The following is a 17,682-nucleotide window of genomic DNA, read 5'->3' on the forward strand; positions in this document are numbered from 1 at the left end:
TTTTTTCCTATTCAAAAACGCCTTTCCCCATATTCCGGAAAGACGTTTCTTTATCCATAGGCTGCTGTTTCCACTTTACAAACCTCCATATAGTTGCTGTGATTGGCGTTGTTGAGACAATAACGCATCAAACATCGCTCGATTTCCTGCACTTAAGGCTTCATCAATCATTCGACTGTAATTTTCCTGCTCCAAAAAGTAAATTGCATCTGTAGCTTCTTGTCGCGTTTGTTCATTGACTTCAATCAATTCATTTCGTTCTTCTTGCAAAATCGTTTGCAAATGCCTGTGAATGTCCGACACCAATAACAATTGATACAAGGGCAAGCGAATAAACCGGTTGCCTTTTTGAAAAACAAACACTTCTGAGAGATTTTCTACTTGAAAAGTATTCAGGTTAACAATAATTTCTTTACCTTCCACCGGGATAAAGTGAAACAGCTCATCATCTTTCATGATGGAAAAATACTGATAAGCAAACACAAACTTTACCAGATGCCCTTCTTTCTTCGTATAGAATGGCTTCATGAGCTTTACATGCAACATTGTAATCACCCCTTTTCTTATTTATCATAATATTCTGACTAAATTAATTATACCATAGAAACTTCTTTTCGAAAATAGATGTGGTTAAAAATTCCCTTATCTAGTAGACGTTTCAAAATTTATTTGTCACAAAATTCACACATTTTTCGAAAAGTATCATTTTCAATGATTTCTTTACTTAACTTTCCCATTCGAATCTTGAAAAATTGTGTGACTCCATTCTACAGCGTCCAAAGGCGACTCTCAAAATCTTCGAAAACTACTTACTGTTCACTAAAAAAGCATTTATTCGCTGTACACCCCTGTTAACTTCTAAACAATAGAAAAAGTCCACCATCCACCTATGTCGGTAGCCAACGGACCGCTAAAAAAGTCTATTATTTTTTTGAACATGTTCGTTGATGTCGATGTTGGGGAGGCACCACCATAAAATGCATTTCGTTCGAGTTGATGTAAATGGATACCTTTTCCATAATATAAGCTACCAAACTATGAAATTCTTCATTAGACATTTCGCGTTTGTAGAAAACGATTCGGTTCATTTTGAAATCAACTTGCACTTGCTTCAGGTAATCTGGAAACAGTCGGGGATTTTGAACACTGTAACGATCACCATCTGCTGAAATTTGCCAACTAATCTGGCTAAACACTAACTCAGCTTTTGCATAGACTACTTCCCAAGCCAAAACGTCTTTGGGATGCAACACCAAACGCAAGTCAGGAATTTCTAAAACAAACGAATTAAACAACGATCATTCTCCTGTCTAGATTGATTTAATCGGGCCTTTATAACTCTTATAATACCATTTATTTTACATAAAAAGATGACTTATAAAAAATAAAAAGAGTAGGGATCGAGCTTATTGCCATCAACTTACTCTTCATCGTTTACGGAGCAGTCGATAAGTCGTATAATAGAAGGAAAGTTTTATTTTGGGGCGATGCATATGGCTACGGTTCAATCCCTGGCGAAAAGATTCGAAGATACAATACACAATTATATGGCTGCTATCGACAAATCACTTCTACCAACGCGTGCGTTGGATGAGGAAATGGTTCGAAAAGCAGTCTTTTTAGTGCGACATGACGGTGTTCAAATTCAGTCGTTCAATGAAGAACGTTTATTGCTTGAAGCTGTCGTTAAAGATGCACACGCAGTTAAGGTGATTCTTAACTTCGATAAAATGACCGCGATCTGTGCCTGCCCGCAAGAACAAATGTGTCGACACCGGTTGGCTGTTATTTTTGCGCTTTATCAAAAAATTGGATCTCTCTCTGAATGGGTTGCCACTTGGCGTGAACCCGAAAGCAAACAGATGGCTTTGTTATCTGAAAAACGTTCTCCCGAGCAATGGACAAAACTCATTCGCAGTATTTGGCGTGACGCCATTCCAGAATACACGACTCGCAATTATTTTTATTTTGAACAAATGTATGATGGTCGGTTTAAAAACGCATTATCGTATGTTCCATTAGAACGTGAATGGAAAGTGCTTTATCGCACGTATGCTTATTTGATTTCATTAACAGAAGTATGGTCAACTTTTGTCTCAGGCTCCCAAGAAGTTCATCATTCGTTCTTTAAAACTTGGTTTGATGATAGACTGCATGAATTGCGTGAGTTAATGGGACAACTTCGCGTGCAACATCGTACATTTGAAACAGATGCTTTTTTTGAACACTTAAAACAATTAATTCGCGAATTTATTGCAGTGAAAGACGCTTCATTTTCACAACGTTTTTCACTGTATCAATTGTTTTGGACAACGTTATTTACGACAAATAGATTGCGCGAAGAAGAACTTCTTGCTTTACAAAATCCAGATGAACGATTAAAAGCCTTTTTCTACATTTTATTGCAGAAAGATCTTGATGTTAAAAAAATACTCCCACATGAAACACCGGACTGGGTCGCGTTGGCAGTTCTTGCTGAAAACGAGCAGCACCCGCAAGCCTTAACGAATATTTTAATGGCTGTTAAGCCGCATGTGAAAACGTTCCTATTTGAAGGACTTTATACACAATACCGTCATCAGTATGTTCGAACACTTAGTCGTTTGTTTTCACAAATCGAATTAAGCGAACTGGATTGGGAAGATTTGTTCAAGCAATTTGGTCATTACGGCTTGCCAGCATATTCCGCTTATTTGATCGAAAAGGAAATGTTTAAACAATGGGCAGAATTGCATCATCTTCATAATTCACCTTTGTATTTTGCGGAAGAATGCGGTCTTAAAGAAGTGCAAAATGCAGCACCTGATTACGTGCTTCCCCTTTTGCATCGATATGCGCTTTCTTATCTAGAAGAACGCAACCGTCCAAGCTACAAACAAGCTGTGCGTATTTGGAAAAAGATGAAAGCAGCCTGTAAAAAAAGCGGTCAAATGGAGTTCTGGACTGCGTACATCACTGAAATCCGCACACAGAACAAACGCCTGCGTGCATTGCAGGAAGAGATCGAGAAAGGAAATCTTATATGAATCAATTCCAACCTGAAGCAAGTCGTCTCTACTATTTAACCATTTCGCGTGGAGAACTATTTCGTATCCAAGCATCCAATGAAGCCGGCAATCGAATTCCACCAGAAATTTGGAAGCAGTATTTATATTTCTTGGATAAAGATAGCTTTTACGGCTTGACCGCACAACTGGATGGATTGGATTTGGTCTTGACTCCTGCTGATTTTGTTCGCTTGTTTCAAAGTGAACCTCATCATTACGTGACATTTGCTGGACAGCGCGCTGAAGATGAAGAGTGGTTGAAACTGGCTGAGAAAGTCGCCGATTCCTTAAATGATGCTGATTTGTGGAATCATGTATCTAGTAAAGAAAACAACATTGTTATAGATGAGCATTATGGTGATCAAGAAATCCGAACATTCATCGCCGATACCATACAGCACCAATTGCGCCAAAAAGGCTTGTCTGTTGCTCAATTGCCGTTTATTCGAGACTTTGTCCAACAAGTCGGTTGGGATGGTCTAGCTGATGCCTCAGACTATGTAATGGCGGTTCAATTGAGTGAGCCTGATGCTACTGACTTTTGGTCATTCAAGGTAGTCATGCGCGCTAAACGAGGCAGCGTTTACTGGTCTCCTTCTAAGCGTCGTGCAGATGAACCTATTCCAACAGCTTTACCAGAGAAATGGCGCGCTTTTGCACCTGATATAAAAAATCGACAATCACTCATGTTGAGCTTATGTCCGTCTATTGACAGCTTTGACGAAACTCGCTTTTATCATACTGAATGGACAGATGCTGAAATTCTCGAATTTTTGCGAAACGATGCTGAGATTTTACAAGCTTTTGGAGTTGAAGTATCGATTCCCTCTTGGCTAAAAGCGGTTCAAGAATCAAAAATTCGTGTAAAAGCGAATGTCAATTCAACAATCAAAAAAGCTTCTGTTGTAGGACTTGATCAAATCATTAACTTTGACTGGCAGTTTTCGTTAAATGGGCACGACCTTAGCATGCAAGATTTCCAGCGTTTAGTTTCTGAGAATAAAGAATTTATTCGTATTGGGAATGAATGGGTCCGAGTTGACTCAAACTTGTTGATGCAATTGCGAAAAATGATTGAAGAAGCAGAAGATGCTGATTGGACCATTAAGGATATGCTATTCCAAAATGTTCCAGAAATAATGTTAGAAGAAACAGCTGAAGAAGACGATCCACTTGTGGAATTTCATTTAACTAGATCGCTGAAGACATTGCTCGACAAGTTATTGGATAAACGTGACTTACCGGAAACTCCACTGCCACAGAATTTGTTGACGGAGCTACGTCCTTATCAAAAAGTTGGTTTTGACTATTTGGTATTTATGCGCGAAGAGGGATTTGGTCTTTGTTTAGCAGATGATATGGGACTTGGTAAAACCGTTCAGTTGATTACTTATTTACTGCATGTTCATGGAAAAAAACCTGATCAGCCATCGCTAATTGTCTGTCCGACTTCTGTTCTCGGCAACTGGCAAAAAGAAATAGAGCGTTTTGCGCCTGATTTGAAAGTAGTCACTCATTACGGCAGTGTTCGTCCAAAAGGCCAAGAATTTAATGCCTTTTTAGCTGAAGAAAAACCTGACGTTGTGTTATCAACTTATGGCATTGTTTCTTCTGATGGAGATGAAATGCAAAGTCTTCACTGGACGAGTATTACGCTTGATGAAGCGCAAAACATTAAAAATATGTACACGAAACAATCAAGAACAATTCGAAAATTCAAAGGTGACCACCACATTGCCTTAACGGGAACACCGATTGAAAACCGGTTGTCTGAATTGTGGTCAATATTTGACTTTATCAATAAAGGGTATTTGTATCGCATTAAGCAATTTCAAGAAAACTTTATGATTCCGATTGAACGTGACAACTCGGAAGAACATAAGGAAAAATTACGTCAGCGGATTCAGCCGTTCTTGCTTCGTCGGACGAAAAAAGATCCCGATTTGCAGTTAAACTTGCCTGAAAAACAAGAACAGCTGGAGTATTGCCCACTGACTCCTGAACAAGCCGCTTTGTACGAAGGGCTGGTTCAAGATACGGTGCAGAAAATGGAGACGCTCACAGGTTTTGAGAAAAAAGGACTTGTATTGAAAATGCTGAGCAAACTAAAGCAGCTATGTAATCATCCGTCTCTTTACTTGAAAGAGCCGTATACGAACGCCGCTGAAGTTCTTCCTCGTTCTCAAAAACTCGAACGCATTGTGACCTTAGCCGGGGAAATTGCGGAACGCGGGAACAATGTTTGATTTTTACACAATATATCGGTATGGGACATTTACTTCAACAAGCCATCAATGAGTTATATGGTCATGAAGTACCGTTCTTAACGGGGAGCATGCCAAAACAGCAACGAGATACGTTGGTTGCTCAGTTTCAAGCCGGGAAATTCCCGATTTTCATCTTGTCTTTAAAAGCAGGCGGTACCGGTCTTAACTTAACGGCTGCCACGCACGTATTACATGCCGACAGATGGTGGAATCCAGCAGTCGAAAACCAAGCAACGGATCGTGCTTACCGAATTGGACAAACCCAATTTGTTCATGTCCATAAATTTGTGACAATTGGAACGATTGAAGAAAAAATCGATTCGTTATTGGTTCAAAAGCAATCCATGTCCGAGGAATTTATCCAATCCAGTCAATGGATGACCGATCTTTCGGATAACGATTTGAAAGAACTCTTTACGTATTCCTTATAGCTCGTTCCAAATAATCCGGTCAGGTCCCCACCTGGCCGGATTTCCCCTTTTAGACATGAATACTTACCCTTTTTGAACAGAGCAAAAGTTTAATTTTAATTCACTTAATTCCCGCTCTGCTTTAACCAAACGTTGATGGAGCAAAGCGGTTAGTTTGATTAATTGCTCCATATGCACTTCCAATTGCAGTTGCACATCATTTGACATTGCTAAGTGTCTCCTTTCTTTCAAGTTGTTACGCGTTTACTCGCTCGGTTCCTGGCGGTTGGAAATCGAAGTCTGCATCAGTTTGTGGCATTTCTTGTTGAGGTGTGACTTCTTCTTGTGCTTTTCGTTTATCGAGGAAGCGGATTTGATCGCCGAGCACTTCTGTAACATACATACGCGTTCCATCTTCTTTGTCGTACGAGCGCGATTGCAAATGGCCTGTAACAGCGACGAGGGATCCTTTTACACAGTATTTCGAGACATTGTGTGCAGGTCTTCCCCAAGTGGAGCACAGAACAAAATCTGTTTCGGTTTCTCCTTTCTGATTTTTGTAGTTTCGTGACACTGCAACAACAAAGGAAGTATGTACCCGTCCTTCATTCATTACGCGCATCGTTGGATCTTTTGTGAGACGTCCGACAATTCCAACTTGATTCATTTTCTCACCTCCTTTTGCATACTTAGAGCATACTAAGAAGATTGAATTCTTTGCAAAACCGAAAAAATTAAATTTCATGCACTATCAGCGTTCATATTTCATTTTTGAAGAGTTTCAAAAATATTTTTTAGAGATAAGTACTTGAATTACACAAGTTCTAGTTAAATTTCAATCTAAATCAAAACTGGCATTTGGCAATAAATTGTTATTTTTGCATCAGCTGTTTCGATACACCGACAAAATCTTCTGTATGCTATACTAAAACAAAGCAAGTATTGGAGGCATCATCATATGAAAACATTTAAAATGCTGTCACTGGGTATTGAAAAAAACGATCAAGTAACAGATTACCCTGTATTCGACGGGATTATTATTAACCAAGAAAACGATGAACGTTCGTGGATTCTTGAAATGCTGATTGATTTACCGTATCAAGAATTTTTTGATCATTTATTGGGAACGAAAGAAGTCGTAGCTGTTCAAGTAGTGATTTCCTATCCTGGAAACGAACCCGCTCCTTTTGAAGTTATCGTTCAAGATGTAAAAGTTATGGGCGAGCAAGTTTCGGTATTGATGAAAGGGACATTAATACGGGCTCGTCGAAAATACGCAGAAACATTGCTGTCTGAGCTGTTAGAAGATGGACTGGAAGGACAACAACTTCTTGAACGGTTCGAAACTGATATGCGTACACGTCCAGGCCTTCGGATAGACGACGAAGTTTAACCCGAAATTTCACGATCAAAAAAGCTGTTCACGAAAGTCAGAAACGATGACTTTCGTGAACAGCTTTTGTTGTTTGAGATTGCTTATGCTTCTACTACCGGCCCTAATGCAAAGAGAATATCACATTCACAAGCAATTTCTCCGTCTACTGTCGCAATGGCATGACCTTTGCCCATCGATCCGCGCAATTTTGTCAAGACCACTTCTAAGCGCAATTGATCACCTGGCACAACTTGTCGTTTAAAGCGGCAATTATCAATTCCTGTAAAAAACGCCAGCCGTCCTTTATTCGCTTCTAGTTGCAACACTGCTGCTGCACCGACTTGTGCTAAAGCTTCAACGATTAACACACCCGGCATTACTGAATATCCAGGGAAATGACCGTTAAAAAATTGTTCGTTTGCGGATACATTTTTTAAGCCAACTGCTTTTTTGCCTGCTTCTATTTCCACCATACGATCTACCATTAAAAATGGGTAGCGATGCGGTAAAATTGCTTGAATTTGCTCTGTTGTCAACAATCCATCCATCTCCTTTAATCTTGTTTTCACACTTGAACTTACTTTTTATTTACCTGTCATAATATCAATAATGTGTTGCCACGTTTCCCATTTTAATGCATCGGCTGGTTTTCCATCTCCGACAACACCAAAACCAACCATTACGCCAAAGGCGACGGCCAAAGCCAGCAAAGCGATGACAATAATGATGCGCAACCAGATTGGAAATAAACGAATTTGAACCCACCACGTTTTTTTAGGGGCTTCTGTGTCTGTCACTTGTCGTTCTGATTTTTTTCGAAAGAAAGCATTTTTCTTTAGTTCAGCCATTCATGCCGTCAACCTCTCTATTTACTGCATTCCCTTAGTTTGGGCATTGCTACATTTACTATCGTTTATTGCCAATTTATTATGAGGTTACTAGTAAGATAGGCTTTTAAGATAAGATTTTGCACATATCTAGCAAGCTATCATTACTTTAAATTATAACTAGAATGTGCTCATTTTGCTATCAGCTGTTTTAATTTTTTTTATTCTTGAAGATGCTTTCTTTTGCTTCTAGCATCAAACCTGTTCCTAACACGACACATTCTAATGGATCATCTGCAATGGAAACCGGTATACCTAATCTTTCCGAAAGGAGTTGATCCAGCCCATCAAGCAAAGCGCCTCCACCTGTCAAAATAGCGCCGCTTTCACTAATATCGGAAGACAATTCAGGTGGCGTTTTTTCCAAAACCAATCGACTGGTTTCTACAATAGCCTCTACTGAATCTCTCAATGCTTGTTCAATTTCAACTGAACTGATCCATAAGGTTTTCGGAAAAGACGTTAAAATATCACGACCACGAACTTCCATCTTTTTTTCTTCGCTTTGTTTTAAGGCTGTTCCAATTTCTTGTTTAATATATTGAGCCGTTTTTTCACCGATCAGTAATTTATGCTGTTGCTTTACATACTTCATAATTTGCTGGTCAAAACGATCTCCTGCAATTTTAACCGTCTCACTCGATACGAGATCCCCCATAGACAGAACGGCGACATCGGTCGTACCGCCACCAATATCTATAACCATAGACGCCTTAGGACGATAAATGGCCAAACCTGCACCAATAGCTGCTACTTTGGGCTCGACTTCTATATACACTTTTCTAGCTCCTGCTTTTTCTGCAACTTCACGAATGGCGTTTTTCTCGATACTTGTCACATTGGTCGGACAGCAAATGAGTATGCGCGGCTTAGACATAAAGCCTTTTAATTTTAGTTCATTCATATAATGCTTTAACATCGCTTCGGTAACGTCAAAATCATAAATGACGCCATCTTTTAACGGCCTAATCGATTCAATATGCTTTGGCGTTCTGCCGATCATGTTATAGGCATCTTGACCAATTGCCAGTATTTCATTGGTTTTGCGATCTCTTGCTACTACTGATGGTTCATTTAACACAATTCCTGTTCCTTTTACATAAATTAATATGTTCGCTGTTCCAAGATCGATTCCGATATCTTTAGAAAATATCAAACCGCTCACTCCTTTTAAACCATTTATGTAACCTACGTTTACTCACTGCACGGAATACAGCTCCGAGTAATTCGATATTGTCTATGTAGAAATTGATATTTAGTCGTTCTAGTAAGTGCATTATCATGCGAAAAAACTTTCTTATCTGCATATTTTATCATAATGAAGAACACGTTGACAAAAAAGCTTCTCTCTATTTCGAGTAACTAAAAAAAGCTTACGGAACTGATACTCAGCACCGCAAGCCTATTAGGAATGGATTAAACCAATTGCTCAACTTTTTGTTCAACTTCTTTAGTTGTTACACGCTCAATGTCGGCGCCTAAAGCAGCTAGTTTCAAGTGAAAGTCTACATAACCGCGATCTAAATGATAAAGTTCGTTTACTCGAGTAATGCCATCTGCAGCGAGTCCTGCAAGAATAAGTGCAGCTGCAGCGCGTAAGTCTGTCGCAGCAACTTCTGCGCCTTGTAATTTGGATGGACCTTCCATGATTACTGAACGACCTTCAATTTTAACAGAAGCATTCATGCGACGGAATTCTTCCACGTGCATAAAGCGATTTTCAAAAACCGTTTCCGTCAATAACCCGTTGCCAGTTGCAGTTAACATAAGAGACATCATTTGTGACTGCATATCCGTTGGGAATCCTGGATGAGGCATTGTTTTGATATCGATCGAACGGAGAGGGCGAGTTGCACGAATACGCAATCCTTCTTCTGTTTCTTGAATATCGACACCCATTTCACCCATTTTAGAAATTAACGCTGCCATGTGTTCAGGAACAGCGTTTTCGATAATTACATCGCCTTCTGTTATTGCCGCAGCTACCATAAACGTTCCAGCTTCTACACGATCTGGAATAATGTAATGTTCAGCACCATGCATTTCTTCAACGCCTTCAATGCGCATAGTATCTGTACCTGCACCAATAACACGGCCACCCATTTCGTTGATGTAATTTGCCACATCCACAATTTCAGGCTCTTTTGCAGCGTTTTCGATAATTGTTGTGCCATCTGCTAGAGCAGCAGCCATCATAATATTTTCTGTTGCCCCAACACTTGGAAAATCTAAATAAATTTTTGCTCCACGTAAACGACCCGTCGTTCTTGCTTCAACAAAGCCGTTTCCGAAAGTAATGTTTGCACCCATCGCTTCGAACCCTTTTAAGTGTTGGTCGATTGGACGTGACCCAATTGCGCAGCCTCCTGGTAAAGCAACACGAGCAAAACCATTACGTGCCAGTACGGGTCCCATCACTAAAATTGAAGCACGCATTTTACGTACATATTCGAATTGAGCTTCACTTGATAATGTTGCTGAAGAATCAATCACCATTTCATTTTTTTCCGGTGAATATTCAACCGTTACGTTTAAGCTTCTTAACACTTCTTGAATTGTATAAACATCTGCTAAATTTGGTACTTCTTTAATGACACTTTTCCCTTTTGAAGCTAGTAACGCACCAGCCAATACGGGTAAGACTGCATTTTTAGCCCCTTCAACCCGTACCTTTCCTGTTAACTTTTGGCCGCCTTTTACAATGATTTGATCCACTACTATGCCCTCCATGTGTTTAATAATTATTTATAATTTTTCCTTTATATACATTTTTAACGTTCTTTGTCATTCTCAATAAACAAAACCTTATTCATATTACCTTTTTTTTTAACAAAAAACAAGGAACTTTGTCCTCAACTTGTTTTTATTTTGTTTTTGTCCCACTTATTGGTCAATTAATAATCTTTTTTTGCACCTATCAGGGCAAAAAGTCACACATTAAAATTACTTATATTAGTTCTTTTCCCCTTGAATATTCCTTTAAACCTCTTACATAAATTATTTCCCACGAAAAGATGTTTTTGCCGTTTTGCCATAACCATGAGCTTCAAAGACATGGCAAAACGGCAATTTTAAAATAAGTAAGGTAGTTGCTTAGACCAGGATGAAATATTTAGGAAAAAAGTAGATACCATAGTACCGATTGCAATGCTTAAGAAAATATAAAGTATTTGTGCTTGTAGCACATGATGTTTGTGTATGATTTTCTCAATCATTAATGCGCGCAACGCATAAAAAGCAACTCCTGTAAAAAAGATATGACTCACTATTGATATTAAAGCATTTTGACCAATCATGTTTTCCATGTGATGCCTCCTTTCGAATGTAGTTTTTGGATTTAGCGCTATGTGTAACATCTGTGATTACAATATTTGAATGGTATAAATAAAAAACGAACAAAAGTCAATTTCCCTTTTGTCCGTTTTCGCTTTTCTTTCTGTGCGGCAAAGAACGCCGCTTCGCCAAAGCGTCTTATGCCCGTCGAATCTACACGGGCTCTTACGCTTTTCTTGCTGTCTAGCTTCAACGGCCAACTCCTCGGGTCATAAGTCAACAGCTATGTGGCAAAGAACGCCACACTGCTGGTCTGTCTTATGCCTGTCGGAGCTGTGCCGCCGTTTTGGCTTTTCTTACTGTCTAGTTCCAACGGCCAACTCCTCGGGCCATAAGTCAACCCACCTGCGTGGCAAAGTGCGCCACACTGTTGGTCTGCCTTATGCCTGTCGGAGCTGAACGGCCGTTTTCACTTTTCTTTTAAACATTACCCTCATAAACGTTGATACGATTCATCGCACGTTTTAACGCCAATTCTGCACGTTTAAAGTCGATTTCATCTTTATTTGCCTGCAAAAGTTCTTCTGCACGTTTCGCGGATTCCTGAGCACGCGCTAGATCAATTTCTGTTGCGCGTTCAGCCGACTGTGCAAGAATTGTTACTTTTTCAGGACGGATTTCAAGAAATCCGCCGTTTACAGCAACTAATTCTGTCGAGTTCTCTTTCTTCAATCGGACTGCACCGATTCCAAGAGGAGCCACTGTTGGAATATGACCTGGTAAAATCCCCATCTCACCTGTTGCTGTAACTGCAATAACCATAGATACTTCTGAATCGTATACCGGGCCGTCGGGAGTGACAATATTGACTGTAATGGTCTTCATTTTTTTCCCTCCTGGTCCCTGGTTTTAGACTTCTACGCCCATGCCTTTTGCTTTTGCAATAACATCTTCAATGCGTCCAACTAAACGGAAAGCATCTTCTGGCAAGTGGTCATATTTTCCATCAAGAATGCCTCTGAATCCTTTGATCGTTTCTTGAACTGGAACATAAGAACCTTTTTGGCCTGTGAACTGTTCAGCAACGTGGAAGTTTTGAGAAAGGAAGTTTTGAACGCGGCGTGCACGGTTAACCGTCAGCTTGTCTTCATCACTTAACTCATCCATACCAAGGATTGCAATAATATCTTGTAATTCTCTGTAACGCTGTAACGTTTCTTGAACTTCACGTGAGATGCCGTAATGTTCTTCGCCAACAATTTCAGGTGACAATGCACGAGAAGTTGATGCCAAAGGATCTACTGCTGGGTAAATACCCATCTCAGAAAGTTTACGCTCAAGGTTAGTGGTTGCATCTAAGTGAGCGAAAGTTGTAGCCGGAGCCGGATCCGTATAGTCATCAGCTGGTACATAAATTGCTTGGATCGATGTTACTGACCCTCTACTTGTAGTTGTGATGCGCTCTTGTAATTGACCCATTTCTGTAGCAAGTGTTGGTTGGTAACCAACTGCTGACGGCATGCGGCCTAGTAATGCTGATACTTCAGATCCTGCTTGTGTGAAACGGTAGATGTTATCGATGAATAGAAGAACGTCTGCGCCTTGTTCATCACGGAAGTATTCTGCCATTGTCAAACCAGTCAAAGCAACACGCATACGTGCACCCGGTGGCTCGTTCATTTGACCGAAGACCATTGCCGTTTTCTTAATAACACCAGAATCGCTCATTTCATAGTACAAGTCATTTCCTTCACGTGTACGTTCACCAACACCAGCGAATACAGATAAACCACCGTGTTCTTGTGCAATGTTGTTGATCAATTCTTGGATAAGAACTGTTTTACCTACACCGGCACCACCGAAGAGACCGATTTTACCACCTTTAATGTAAGGCGCAAGCAAGTCGACAACTTTAATACCTGTTTCAAGAATTTCAACTTCTGTGGAAAGATGTTCGAATGTAGGTGCTAAACGGTGAATCGGATCACGACGCACTGAATCTGGAATTTCTTCTCCTAAATCGATAACTTCACCAAGCACGTTAAATACACGGCCCAATGTTACATCTCCAACTGGAACAGAAATTGCTCTGCCTAAGTCAGTTACTACTGAACCACGTTGTAATCCATCAGTGGATTCTAGCGCGATTGTGCGGACTGAATCATCACCTAGATGAAGAGCCACTTCAAGCGTTAAAACGACTTGATCTTGGCCGGGACGATCAATATTTACAGTTAGGGCATTATAAATAGCTGGAAGTTGACCATCGGAAAACTTGATATCTACAACTGGTCCCATAACCTGAAGAACGTATCCTGTGTTCATGCTGTTCCCTCCTGTCTTACTTTTTTATAAAATTCCCTTTTAGGGATGCTCGTAATTTTTATTGTTCAACCTTCAGCACCCGGATTCTCGAGGTCTTAAGTCAGCCTACTACGAAAATTATATTTTCTTCGTGTTCTACCTTAAGCCCGTCGAATCTACTTGGGCACCTCTGCTGTTCTTACTCTAAAGCAGATGCTCCGCCGACAATCTCAGTAATTTCTTGTGTGATTGCTGCTTGGCGCGCACGGTTGTATTGAAGTGTCAATCCAGTTATCAAATCAGACGCATTATCGGTCGCGCTCTTCATTGCTGTCATGGATGCAGCATGTTCACTCGCTTTGCCATCAAGAACGGCCCCAAAGATTAAGCTTTCTGCGTATTGAGGAAGAAGAACTTCCAAAATTGCTTCTGCTGAAGGATCGAACTCGTATGATGCAGTTGATCCGGTCGGTTGAATGTCCGTCAGCGGCAAGACTTTTTTCTCTGTGACTTCTTGTTGAATTGCTGAAACAAAGTGATTGTAATACATATAAACTTCGTCATATGTACCATCTGAGAACATACCAACAGCTTTGCGCGTTATTTCTTTAATATCCGCAAACGTCGGATGATCGGGTAGTGCAATTGCACTTTCAAGAATCGTCATTCCTTGCTTCGCAAAGAATTCTTTTCCTTTCCGGCCAACGCTTAGGATAACAAAGTCATCATTAGATGTATGTCGTTCACGGATTTTTGTCATAACGGTACGAAGAATATTACTGTTATATCCGCCTACAAGTCCACGATCTGATGTAATCACTAAATAAGCTGTTTTCTTTACAGGGCGAGCAATCATCATCGGGTTGCTCGTATCCGAAGATCCTGCAGCGATGGACGCGACAACATCCTGAATTTTGTGCATGTATGGAACGAACGCTTTCGCGTTTACTTCCGCACGGCTTAATTTAGATGCAGAAACCATTTGCATGGCTTTTGTGATTTGACTTGTTTTCTTAGTTGACGTAATTCGGCTTTTTATATCGCGTAATGATGCCACTGGTATTTCACCACCTTATTATTTTTTCTTCGTATTCGAACTCAGTACTACTCTGATTTTGCAAATGTGCGTTTGAATTCATTGATCGCTGCACCAAATGCGTCATCAGCAGGTAATCCTTTAGTTGTGCGAATCGTATCCAAAATTTCTGTGTGGTTAGAATCCAACCAGCTTGTCAATTCAGCTTCAAAACGAGAAATGTCTTTAATCGCGATGTCGTCAAGGAATCCACGAGTTAACGCGTAGAAAATAACCACTTGTTTTTCAACTTTGATTGGATTGTTCAAGTCTTGTTTCAAGACTTCAACCGTACGTTTCCCACGCTCAAGTTTCGCAGCAGTTGCAGCATCAAGATCTGAACCAAACTGAGAGAATGACTCAAGTTCACGGAAAGCCGCTAAGTCTAAACGCAATGTACCTGCAACTTTTTTCATTGCTTTGATCTGAGCTGAACCACCAACACGTGATACAGAAAGACCTGCGTTGATCGCTGGGCGTACACCCGAGAAGAATAGATCCGACTGAAGGAAAATCTGACCATCTGTAATCGAGATAACGTTTGTAGGAATATATGCAGCGATATCGCCAGCTTGCGTTTCAACGAACGGCAATGCTGTGATGGATCCTGCTCCAAGAGTTTCGTTTAACTTCGCAGCACGTTCAAGTAAACGTGAGTGCAAGTAGAAAACGTCACCTGGATAAGCTTCACGGCCTGGTGGACGACGAAGCAATAGTGAAAGTTCGCGGTAAGCAGATGCTTGTTTTGTTAGATCATCATAGACGATCAACACATGTTTGCCTTCAAACATGAATTCTTCAGCCATTGTAATACCAGCGTAAGGAGCCAAGTACAGCAAAGGAGCAGGTTGTGAAGCTGAAGCCGTTACAACGATTGTGTAATCAAGAGCTCCGTTTTTACGGAAAGTTTCTACTACGTTACGAACAGTAGATTCTTTTTGTCCAATTGCCACATAGATACAAATCATATCTTCGCCAGCTTGGTTTAAAATCGTATCGATAGCGACAGAAGTTTTACCCGTCTGGCGGTCACCGATGATCAATTCACGTTGTCCACGACCGATTGGTACAAGTGCATCAATCGCTTTAATTCCTGTTTGAAGTGGCTCATGAACCGATTTCCGGGCCATAACGCCTTGTGCAGGGCTTTCAATTGGACGCGTTTTTGTCGTGTTGATTGGGCCAAGACCGTCAACAGGCTCTCCAAGTGGATTTACTACACGTCCGATAAGTTCATGTCCTACTGGTACTTCCATAATACGGCCAGTTCGACGTACTTCATCGCCTTCTTTGATGTCTGTGTATGGACCAAGGATAATGATACCAACGTTGTTGGCTTCCAAGTTTTGCGCCATACCAATAGCACCAGTTGCGAACTCTACAAGTTCTCCAGCCATGACATTGTCGAGGCCATGAGCGCGCGCGATACCATCACCAATGGTAATTACTGTACCAACGTCGTCAACTTTCATCTCTGATTGATAATTTTCAATCTGTTGTTTAATCAGACCGCTGATTTCTTCAGCTTTGATGCTCATGTATGTCACCCTCTCATAATTTCATAATTAACCGATTAATTGACGTTTTAGACGTGCCATTTTCGTGCTCACGCTGCTGTCATAAATGCGATTTCCGATTTGAATACGCAACCCACCGAGTAACGACGGATCGAGAATGTTTTCAATTCGTAACGATTGTTTACCCATTTTTTTAGCGAATACAGAAGAGACAGATGCGCGTTCTTCTTCAGTCAATGGACGTGTAGAATAAACTATTGCATCTTCAATTCCTTGTGCTGTATTAGACAAAGCCACAAACTCATCAGCCATAGAGCCAACTTCGTTCAATCGTTTGCGCTCTGCCATTAGTTGAAGTGTGTTGACAACAAACGGATTTGCGCCATTAAACACTTGATTGATTAAATTTGTTCGTTTATCAGCTGATAGTTTTGGAGAAACAATCAAGTTGTAAAGTTCCGGAGTCATGTCGAAGACTTTTTTCACTTCACGCAAATCTTGTTCAATAGCCAAAGACAAATCATGCTTTTGAGCAACTTGGAACAATGCTAAAGCGTAGCGTTCTGAAACTTGGCTCACTGAACTTCGCCTGCCTTCGCAATCGTTTCGTTAATCAACTGACGGTTGTCTTCCTCAGAGATTTCTTTTTCAAGCACTTTCGTAGCAGCAAGTAATGACAATGCCACAACTTCTTCACGAACAGCTGAAATCGCTTTATCTCTTTCGTTAGCAATTTCCTGAACTGCTGCTTCTTTCATGCGACCAGATTCAGCACGTGCTGTTGTAATGATTTCCTCACGCGAAACTTCGCCTTGCTTTTTAGCGTTTTCAACGATTTCTTGTGCTTGTGTACGCGCATCTTTAAGAAGGCTGCGCTGTTCTTCAAGCAATTTGTGTGATTCTAGACGGCTGTTTTCAGCAGTTTCGATCTCACTTTTAATCAAATCTTCACGTTGCTGCATTACGCCCATCAAAGGACCCCATGCGAATTTCTTCAATAGCAACATGAGCAAAATGAAGATGACAAATGTTGCGAGAATGTCTCCAATATTTAAAAACTCCCCGGTTGCACCGAGTACGAGGTGATCAAAAAACACGATTGTTTCACTCCCTTCAAGAGCCTAAAATGCAATTTCTTCTATATCGTAAAATCTTTTATTGTCATTATTTGTGTTCTAAAAAAATAGTTGCTACAAGTTTAAATGGTGAAAACCGTGTCGAAGCATCCCCACCATTTAACTTTTGCATAGAAATGCTATTGGTTCATAACGATGAACGCGATAACTACAGCGATGATTGGCAATGCTTCAACCAATGCAACACCGATAAACATAGTTGTTTGTAATACGCCACGTGCTTCTGGTTGGCGAGCGATACCTTCAACTGTTTTTGAAACGATAAGACCGTTACCAATACCTGCACCTAGTGCTGCTAAACCTACTGCGATTGCTGCTGCTAATAAACCTAATGAACCTGTCATTGTGATATGTCCTCCTCAGGATAGTTGTTTTTTTTTGCTCGATGAGC

20 protein-coding genes are annotated in these 17,682 nt (G+C 40.5%); 4 read left to right on the plus strand and 16 right to left on the minus strand.

Going from position 1 to position 17,682, the window contains the following annotated elements:
* Window positions 1-75: 75 nt before the first annotated feature.
* Together I858_RS13240 and I858_RS13245 are read right to left on the minus strand one after the other, a co-directional pair.
* Window positions 76-546, minus strand: coding sequence for a hypothetical protein (locus I858_RS13240; RefSeq protein ID WP_049694117.1), 471 nt, complete (start codon window positions 544-546; stop codon window positions 76-78).
* A 377-nt stretch (window positions 547-923) separates the two neighbouring features.
* A complete protein-coding gene (locus tag I858_RS13245) occupies window positions 924-1,295 on the minus strand; it encodes a hypothetical protein (protein WP_049694116.1) in 372 nt (123 codons plus the stop codon).
* Window positions 1,296-1,493: 198 nt separating this feature from the next.
* On the opposite strand from I858_RS13245, the gene I858_RS13250 reads away from it, so the two are divergent.
* The 3 genes from I858_RS13250 to I858_RS17385 are packed head-to-tail and all read left to right on the plus strand — an operon-like array spanning window position 1,494 to window position 5,745.
* The gene (locus I858_RS13250) at window positions 1,494-3,026 is read left to right on the plus strand and encodes a hypothetical protein (protein WP_049694115.1); all 1,533 of its coding nucleotides are present in this window, start codon (window positions 1,494-1,496) and stop codon (window positions 3,024-3,026) included.
* Window positions 3,023-5,293: a DEAD/DEAH box helicase gene (locus tag I858_RS13255; RefSeq protein WP_239457170.1), complete on the plus strand. Its 2,271-nt coding sequence runs from the start codon at window positions 3,023-3,025 to the stop codon at window positions 5,291-5,293. The genes I858_RS13250 and I858_RS13255 overlap by 4 nt, the downstream gene beginning before the upstream one ends.
* Window positions 5,290-5,745: a DEAD/DEAH box helicase gene (locus I858_RS17385; RefSeq protein ID WP_239457171.1), complete on the plus strand. Its 456-nt coding sequence runs from the start codon at window positions 5,290-5,292 to the stop codon at window positions 5,743-5,745. Before I858_RS13255 ends, I858_RS17385 begins: the two co-directional genes overlap by 4 nt.
* A gap of 63 nt (window positions 5,746-5,808) precedes the next feature.
* On the opposite strand, the gene I858_RS17230 is transcribed toward I858_RS17385, so the two are convergent.
* Window positions 5,809-5,952, minus strand: coding sequence for a hypothetical protein (locus I858_RS17230; RefSeq protein WP_204249428.1), 144 nt, complete (start codon window positions 5,950-5,952; stop codon window positions 5,809-5,811).
* Window positions 5,953-5,980: 28 nt separating this feature from the next.
* The gene (locus tag I858_RS13260) at window positions 5,981-6,391 is read right to left on the minus strand and encodes a single-stranded DNA-binding protein (protein ID WP_065524437.1); all 411 of its coding nucleotides are present in this window, start codon (window positions 6,389-6,391) and stop codon (window positions 5,981-5,983) included.
* 291 nt (window positions 6,392-6,682) lie between these two features.
* Here I858_RS13260 and I858_RS13265 point away from each other — a divergent pair, with 291 nt between their 5' ends.
* On the plus strand, window positions 6,683-7,117 hold the full coding sequence (locus I858_RS13265) for a YwpF family protein (RefSeq protein WP_049694113.1): 435 nt from the start codon (window positions 6,683-6,685) through the stop codon (window positions 7,115-7,117).
* Between the two features lie 83 nt (window positions 7,118-7,200).
* On the opposite strand, the gene fabZ is transcribed toward I858_RS13265, so the two are convergent.
* The 12 genes from fabZ to atpE form a co-directional block, all read right to left on the minus strand.
* Window positions 7,201-7,638 (minus strand): 3-hydroxyacyl-ACP dehydratase FabZ, encoded by a 438-nt coding sequence (gene fabZ / locus I858_RS13270; RefSeq protein WP_049694112.1) that lies wholly within the window; start codon window positions 7,636-7,638, stop codon window positions 7,201-7,203.
* Between the two features lie 45 nt (window positions 7,639-7,683).
* Window positions 7,684-7,947, minus strand: coding sequence for a DNA-directed RNA polymerase subunit beta (locus I858_RS13275; protein WP_049694111.1), 264 nt, complete (start codon window positions 7,945-7,947; stop codon window positions 7,684-7,686).
* Window positions 7,948-8,137: 190 nt separating this feature from the next.
* Window positions 8,138-9,139, minus strand: a complete 1,002-nt coding sequence (gene mreB, locus I858_RS13280) for a rod shape-determining protein (RefSeq protein WP_049694140.1) — start codon at window positions 9,137-9,139, stop codon at window positions 8,138-8,140.
* A gap of 263 nt (window positions 9,140-9,402) precedes the next feature.
* Window positions 9,403-10,701, minus strand: coding sequence for a UDP-N-acetylglucosamine 1-carboxyvinyltransferase (murA, locus tag I858_RS13285; protein ID WP_049694110.1), 1,299 nt, complete (start codon window positions 10,699-10,701; stop codon window positions 9,403-9,405).
* A gap of 356 nt (window positions 10,702-11,057) precedes the next feature.
* Window positions 11,058-11,291, minus strand: a complete 234-nt coding sequence (locus I858_RS13290; RefSeq protein ID WP_049694109.1) for a DUF1146 family protein — start codon at window positions 11,289-11,291, stop codon at window positions 11,058-11,060.
* Window positions 11,292-11,739: 448 nt separating this feature from the next.
* A complete protein-coding gene (locus I858_RS13295; protein ID WP_049694108.1) occupies window positions 11,740-12,144 on the minus strand; it encodes a F0F1 ATP synthase subunit epsilon in 405 nt (134 codons plus the stop codon).
* Window positions 12,145-12,168: 24 nt separating this feature from the next.
* The gene (gene atpD / locus I858_RS13300; protein WP_049694107.1) at window positions 12,169-13,584 is read right to left on the minus strand and encodes a F0F1 ATP synthase subunit beta; all 1,416 of its coding nucleotides are present in this window, start codon (window positions 13,582-13,584) and stop codon (window positions 12,169-12,171) included.
* A gap of 178 nt (window positions 13,585-13,762) precedes the next feature.
* Window positions 13,763-14,620 carry an ATP synthase F1 subunit gamma gene (gene atpG, locus I858_RS13305; RefSeq protein WP_049694106.1) on the minus strand — a complete coding sequence of 286 codons (858 nt, stop codon included), beginning with the start codon at window positions 14,618-14,620 and terminating at the stop codon, window positions 13,763-13,765.
* A 47-nt stretch (window positions 14,621-14,667) separates the two neighbouring features.
* Window positions 14,668-16,176, minus strand: a complete 1,509-nt coding sequence (gene atpA / locus I858_RS13310) for a F0F1 ATP synthase subunit alpha (RefSeq protein WP_049694105.1) — start codon at window positions 16,174-16,176, stop codon at window positions 14,668-14,670.
* A gap of 27 nt (window positions 16,177-16,203) precedes the next feature.
* Window positions 16,204-16,734, minus strand: a complete 531-nt coding sequence (locus I858_RS13315) for a F0F1 ATP synthase subunit delta (protein ID WP_049694104.1) — start codon at window positions 16,732-16,734, stop codon at window positions 16,204-16,206.
* A complete protein-coding gene (atpF, locus tag I858_RS13320; RefSeq protein ID WP_049694103.1) occupies window positions 16,731-17,252 on the minus strand; it encodes a F0F1 ATP synthase subunit B in 522 nt (173 codons plus the stop codon). Before atpF ends, I858_RS13315 begins: the two co-directional genes overlap by 4 nt.
* A 158-nt stretch (window positions 17,253-17,410) precedes the next feature.
* Window positions 17,411-17,635, minus strand: coding sequence for a F0F1 ATP synthase subunit C (gene atpE / locus I858_RS13325; RefSeq protein ID WP_006829234.1), 225 nt, complete (start codon window positions 17,633-17,635; stop codon window positions 17,411-17,413).
* Between the last annotated feature and the right edge of the window lie 47 nt (window positions 17,636-17,682).

It is taken from the genome of Planococcus versutus, assembly GCF_001186155.3.
GTDB lineage: Bacteria > Bacillota > Bacilli > Bacillales_A > Planococcaceae > Planococcus > Planococcus versutus.

Bases quoted from the DNA above. Each gene is read 5' to 3' on its own strand.
- I858_RS13240 (WP_049694117.1), bottom strand. From the start codon at position 546: ATGTTGCATGTAAAGCTCATGAAGCCATTCTATACGAAGAAAGAAGGG.
- I858_RS13250 (WP_049694115.1), top strand. From the start codon at position 1,494: ATGGCTACGGTTCAATCCCTGGCGAAAAGATTCGAAGATACAATACAC.
- I858_RS13255 (WP_239457170.1), top strand. From the start codon at position 3,023: ATGAATCAATTCCAACCTGAAGCAAGTCGTCTCTACTATTTAACCATT.
- I858_RS17230 (WP_204249428.1), bottom strand. From the start codon at position 5,952: ATGTCAAATGATGTGCAACTGCAATTGGAAGTGCATATGGAGCAATTA.
- I858_RS13260 (WP_065524437.1), bottom strand. From the start codon at position 6,391: ATGAATCAAGTTGGAATTGTCGGACGTCTCACAAAAGATCCAACGATG.
- I858_RS13265 (WP_049694113.1), top strand. From the start codon at position 6,683: ATGAAAACATTTAAAATGCTGTCACTGGGTATTGAAAAAAACGATCAA.
- I858_RS13275 (WP_049694111.1), bottom strand. From the start codon at position 7,947: ATGGCTGAACTAAAGAAAAATGCTTTCTTTCGAAAAAAATCAGAACGA.
- I858_RS13290 (WP_049694109.1), bottom strand. From the start codon at position 11,291: ATGGAAAACATGATTGGTCAAAATGCTTTAATATCAATAGTGAGTCAT.
- I858_RS13295 (WP_049694108.1), bottom strand. From the start codon at position 12,144: ATGAAGACCATTACAGTCAATATTGTCACTCCCGACGGCCCGGTATAC.
- atpD (WP_049694107.1), bottom strand. From the start codon at position 13,584: ATGAACACAGGATACGTTCTTCAGGTTATGGGACCAGTTGTAGATATC.
- atpA (WP_049694105.1), bottom strand. From the start codon at position 16,176: ATGAGCATCAAAGCTGAAGAAATCAGCGGTCTGATTAAACAACAGATT.
- atpE (WP_006829234.1), bottom strand. From the start codon at position 17,635: ATGACAGGTTCATTAGGTTTATTAGCAGCAGCAATCGCAGTAGGTTTA.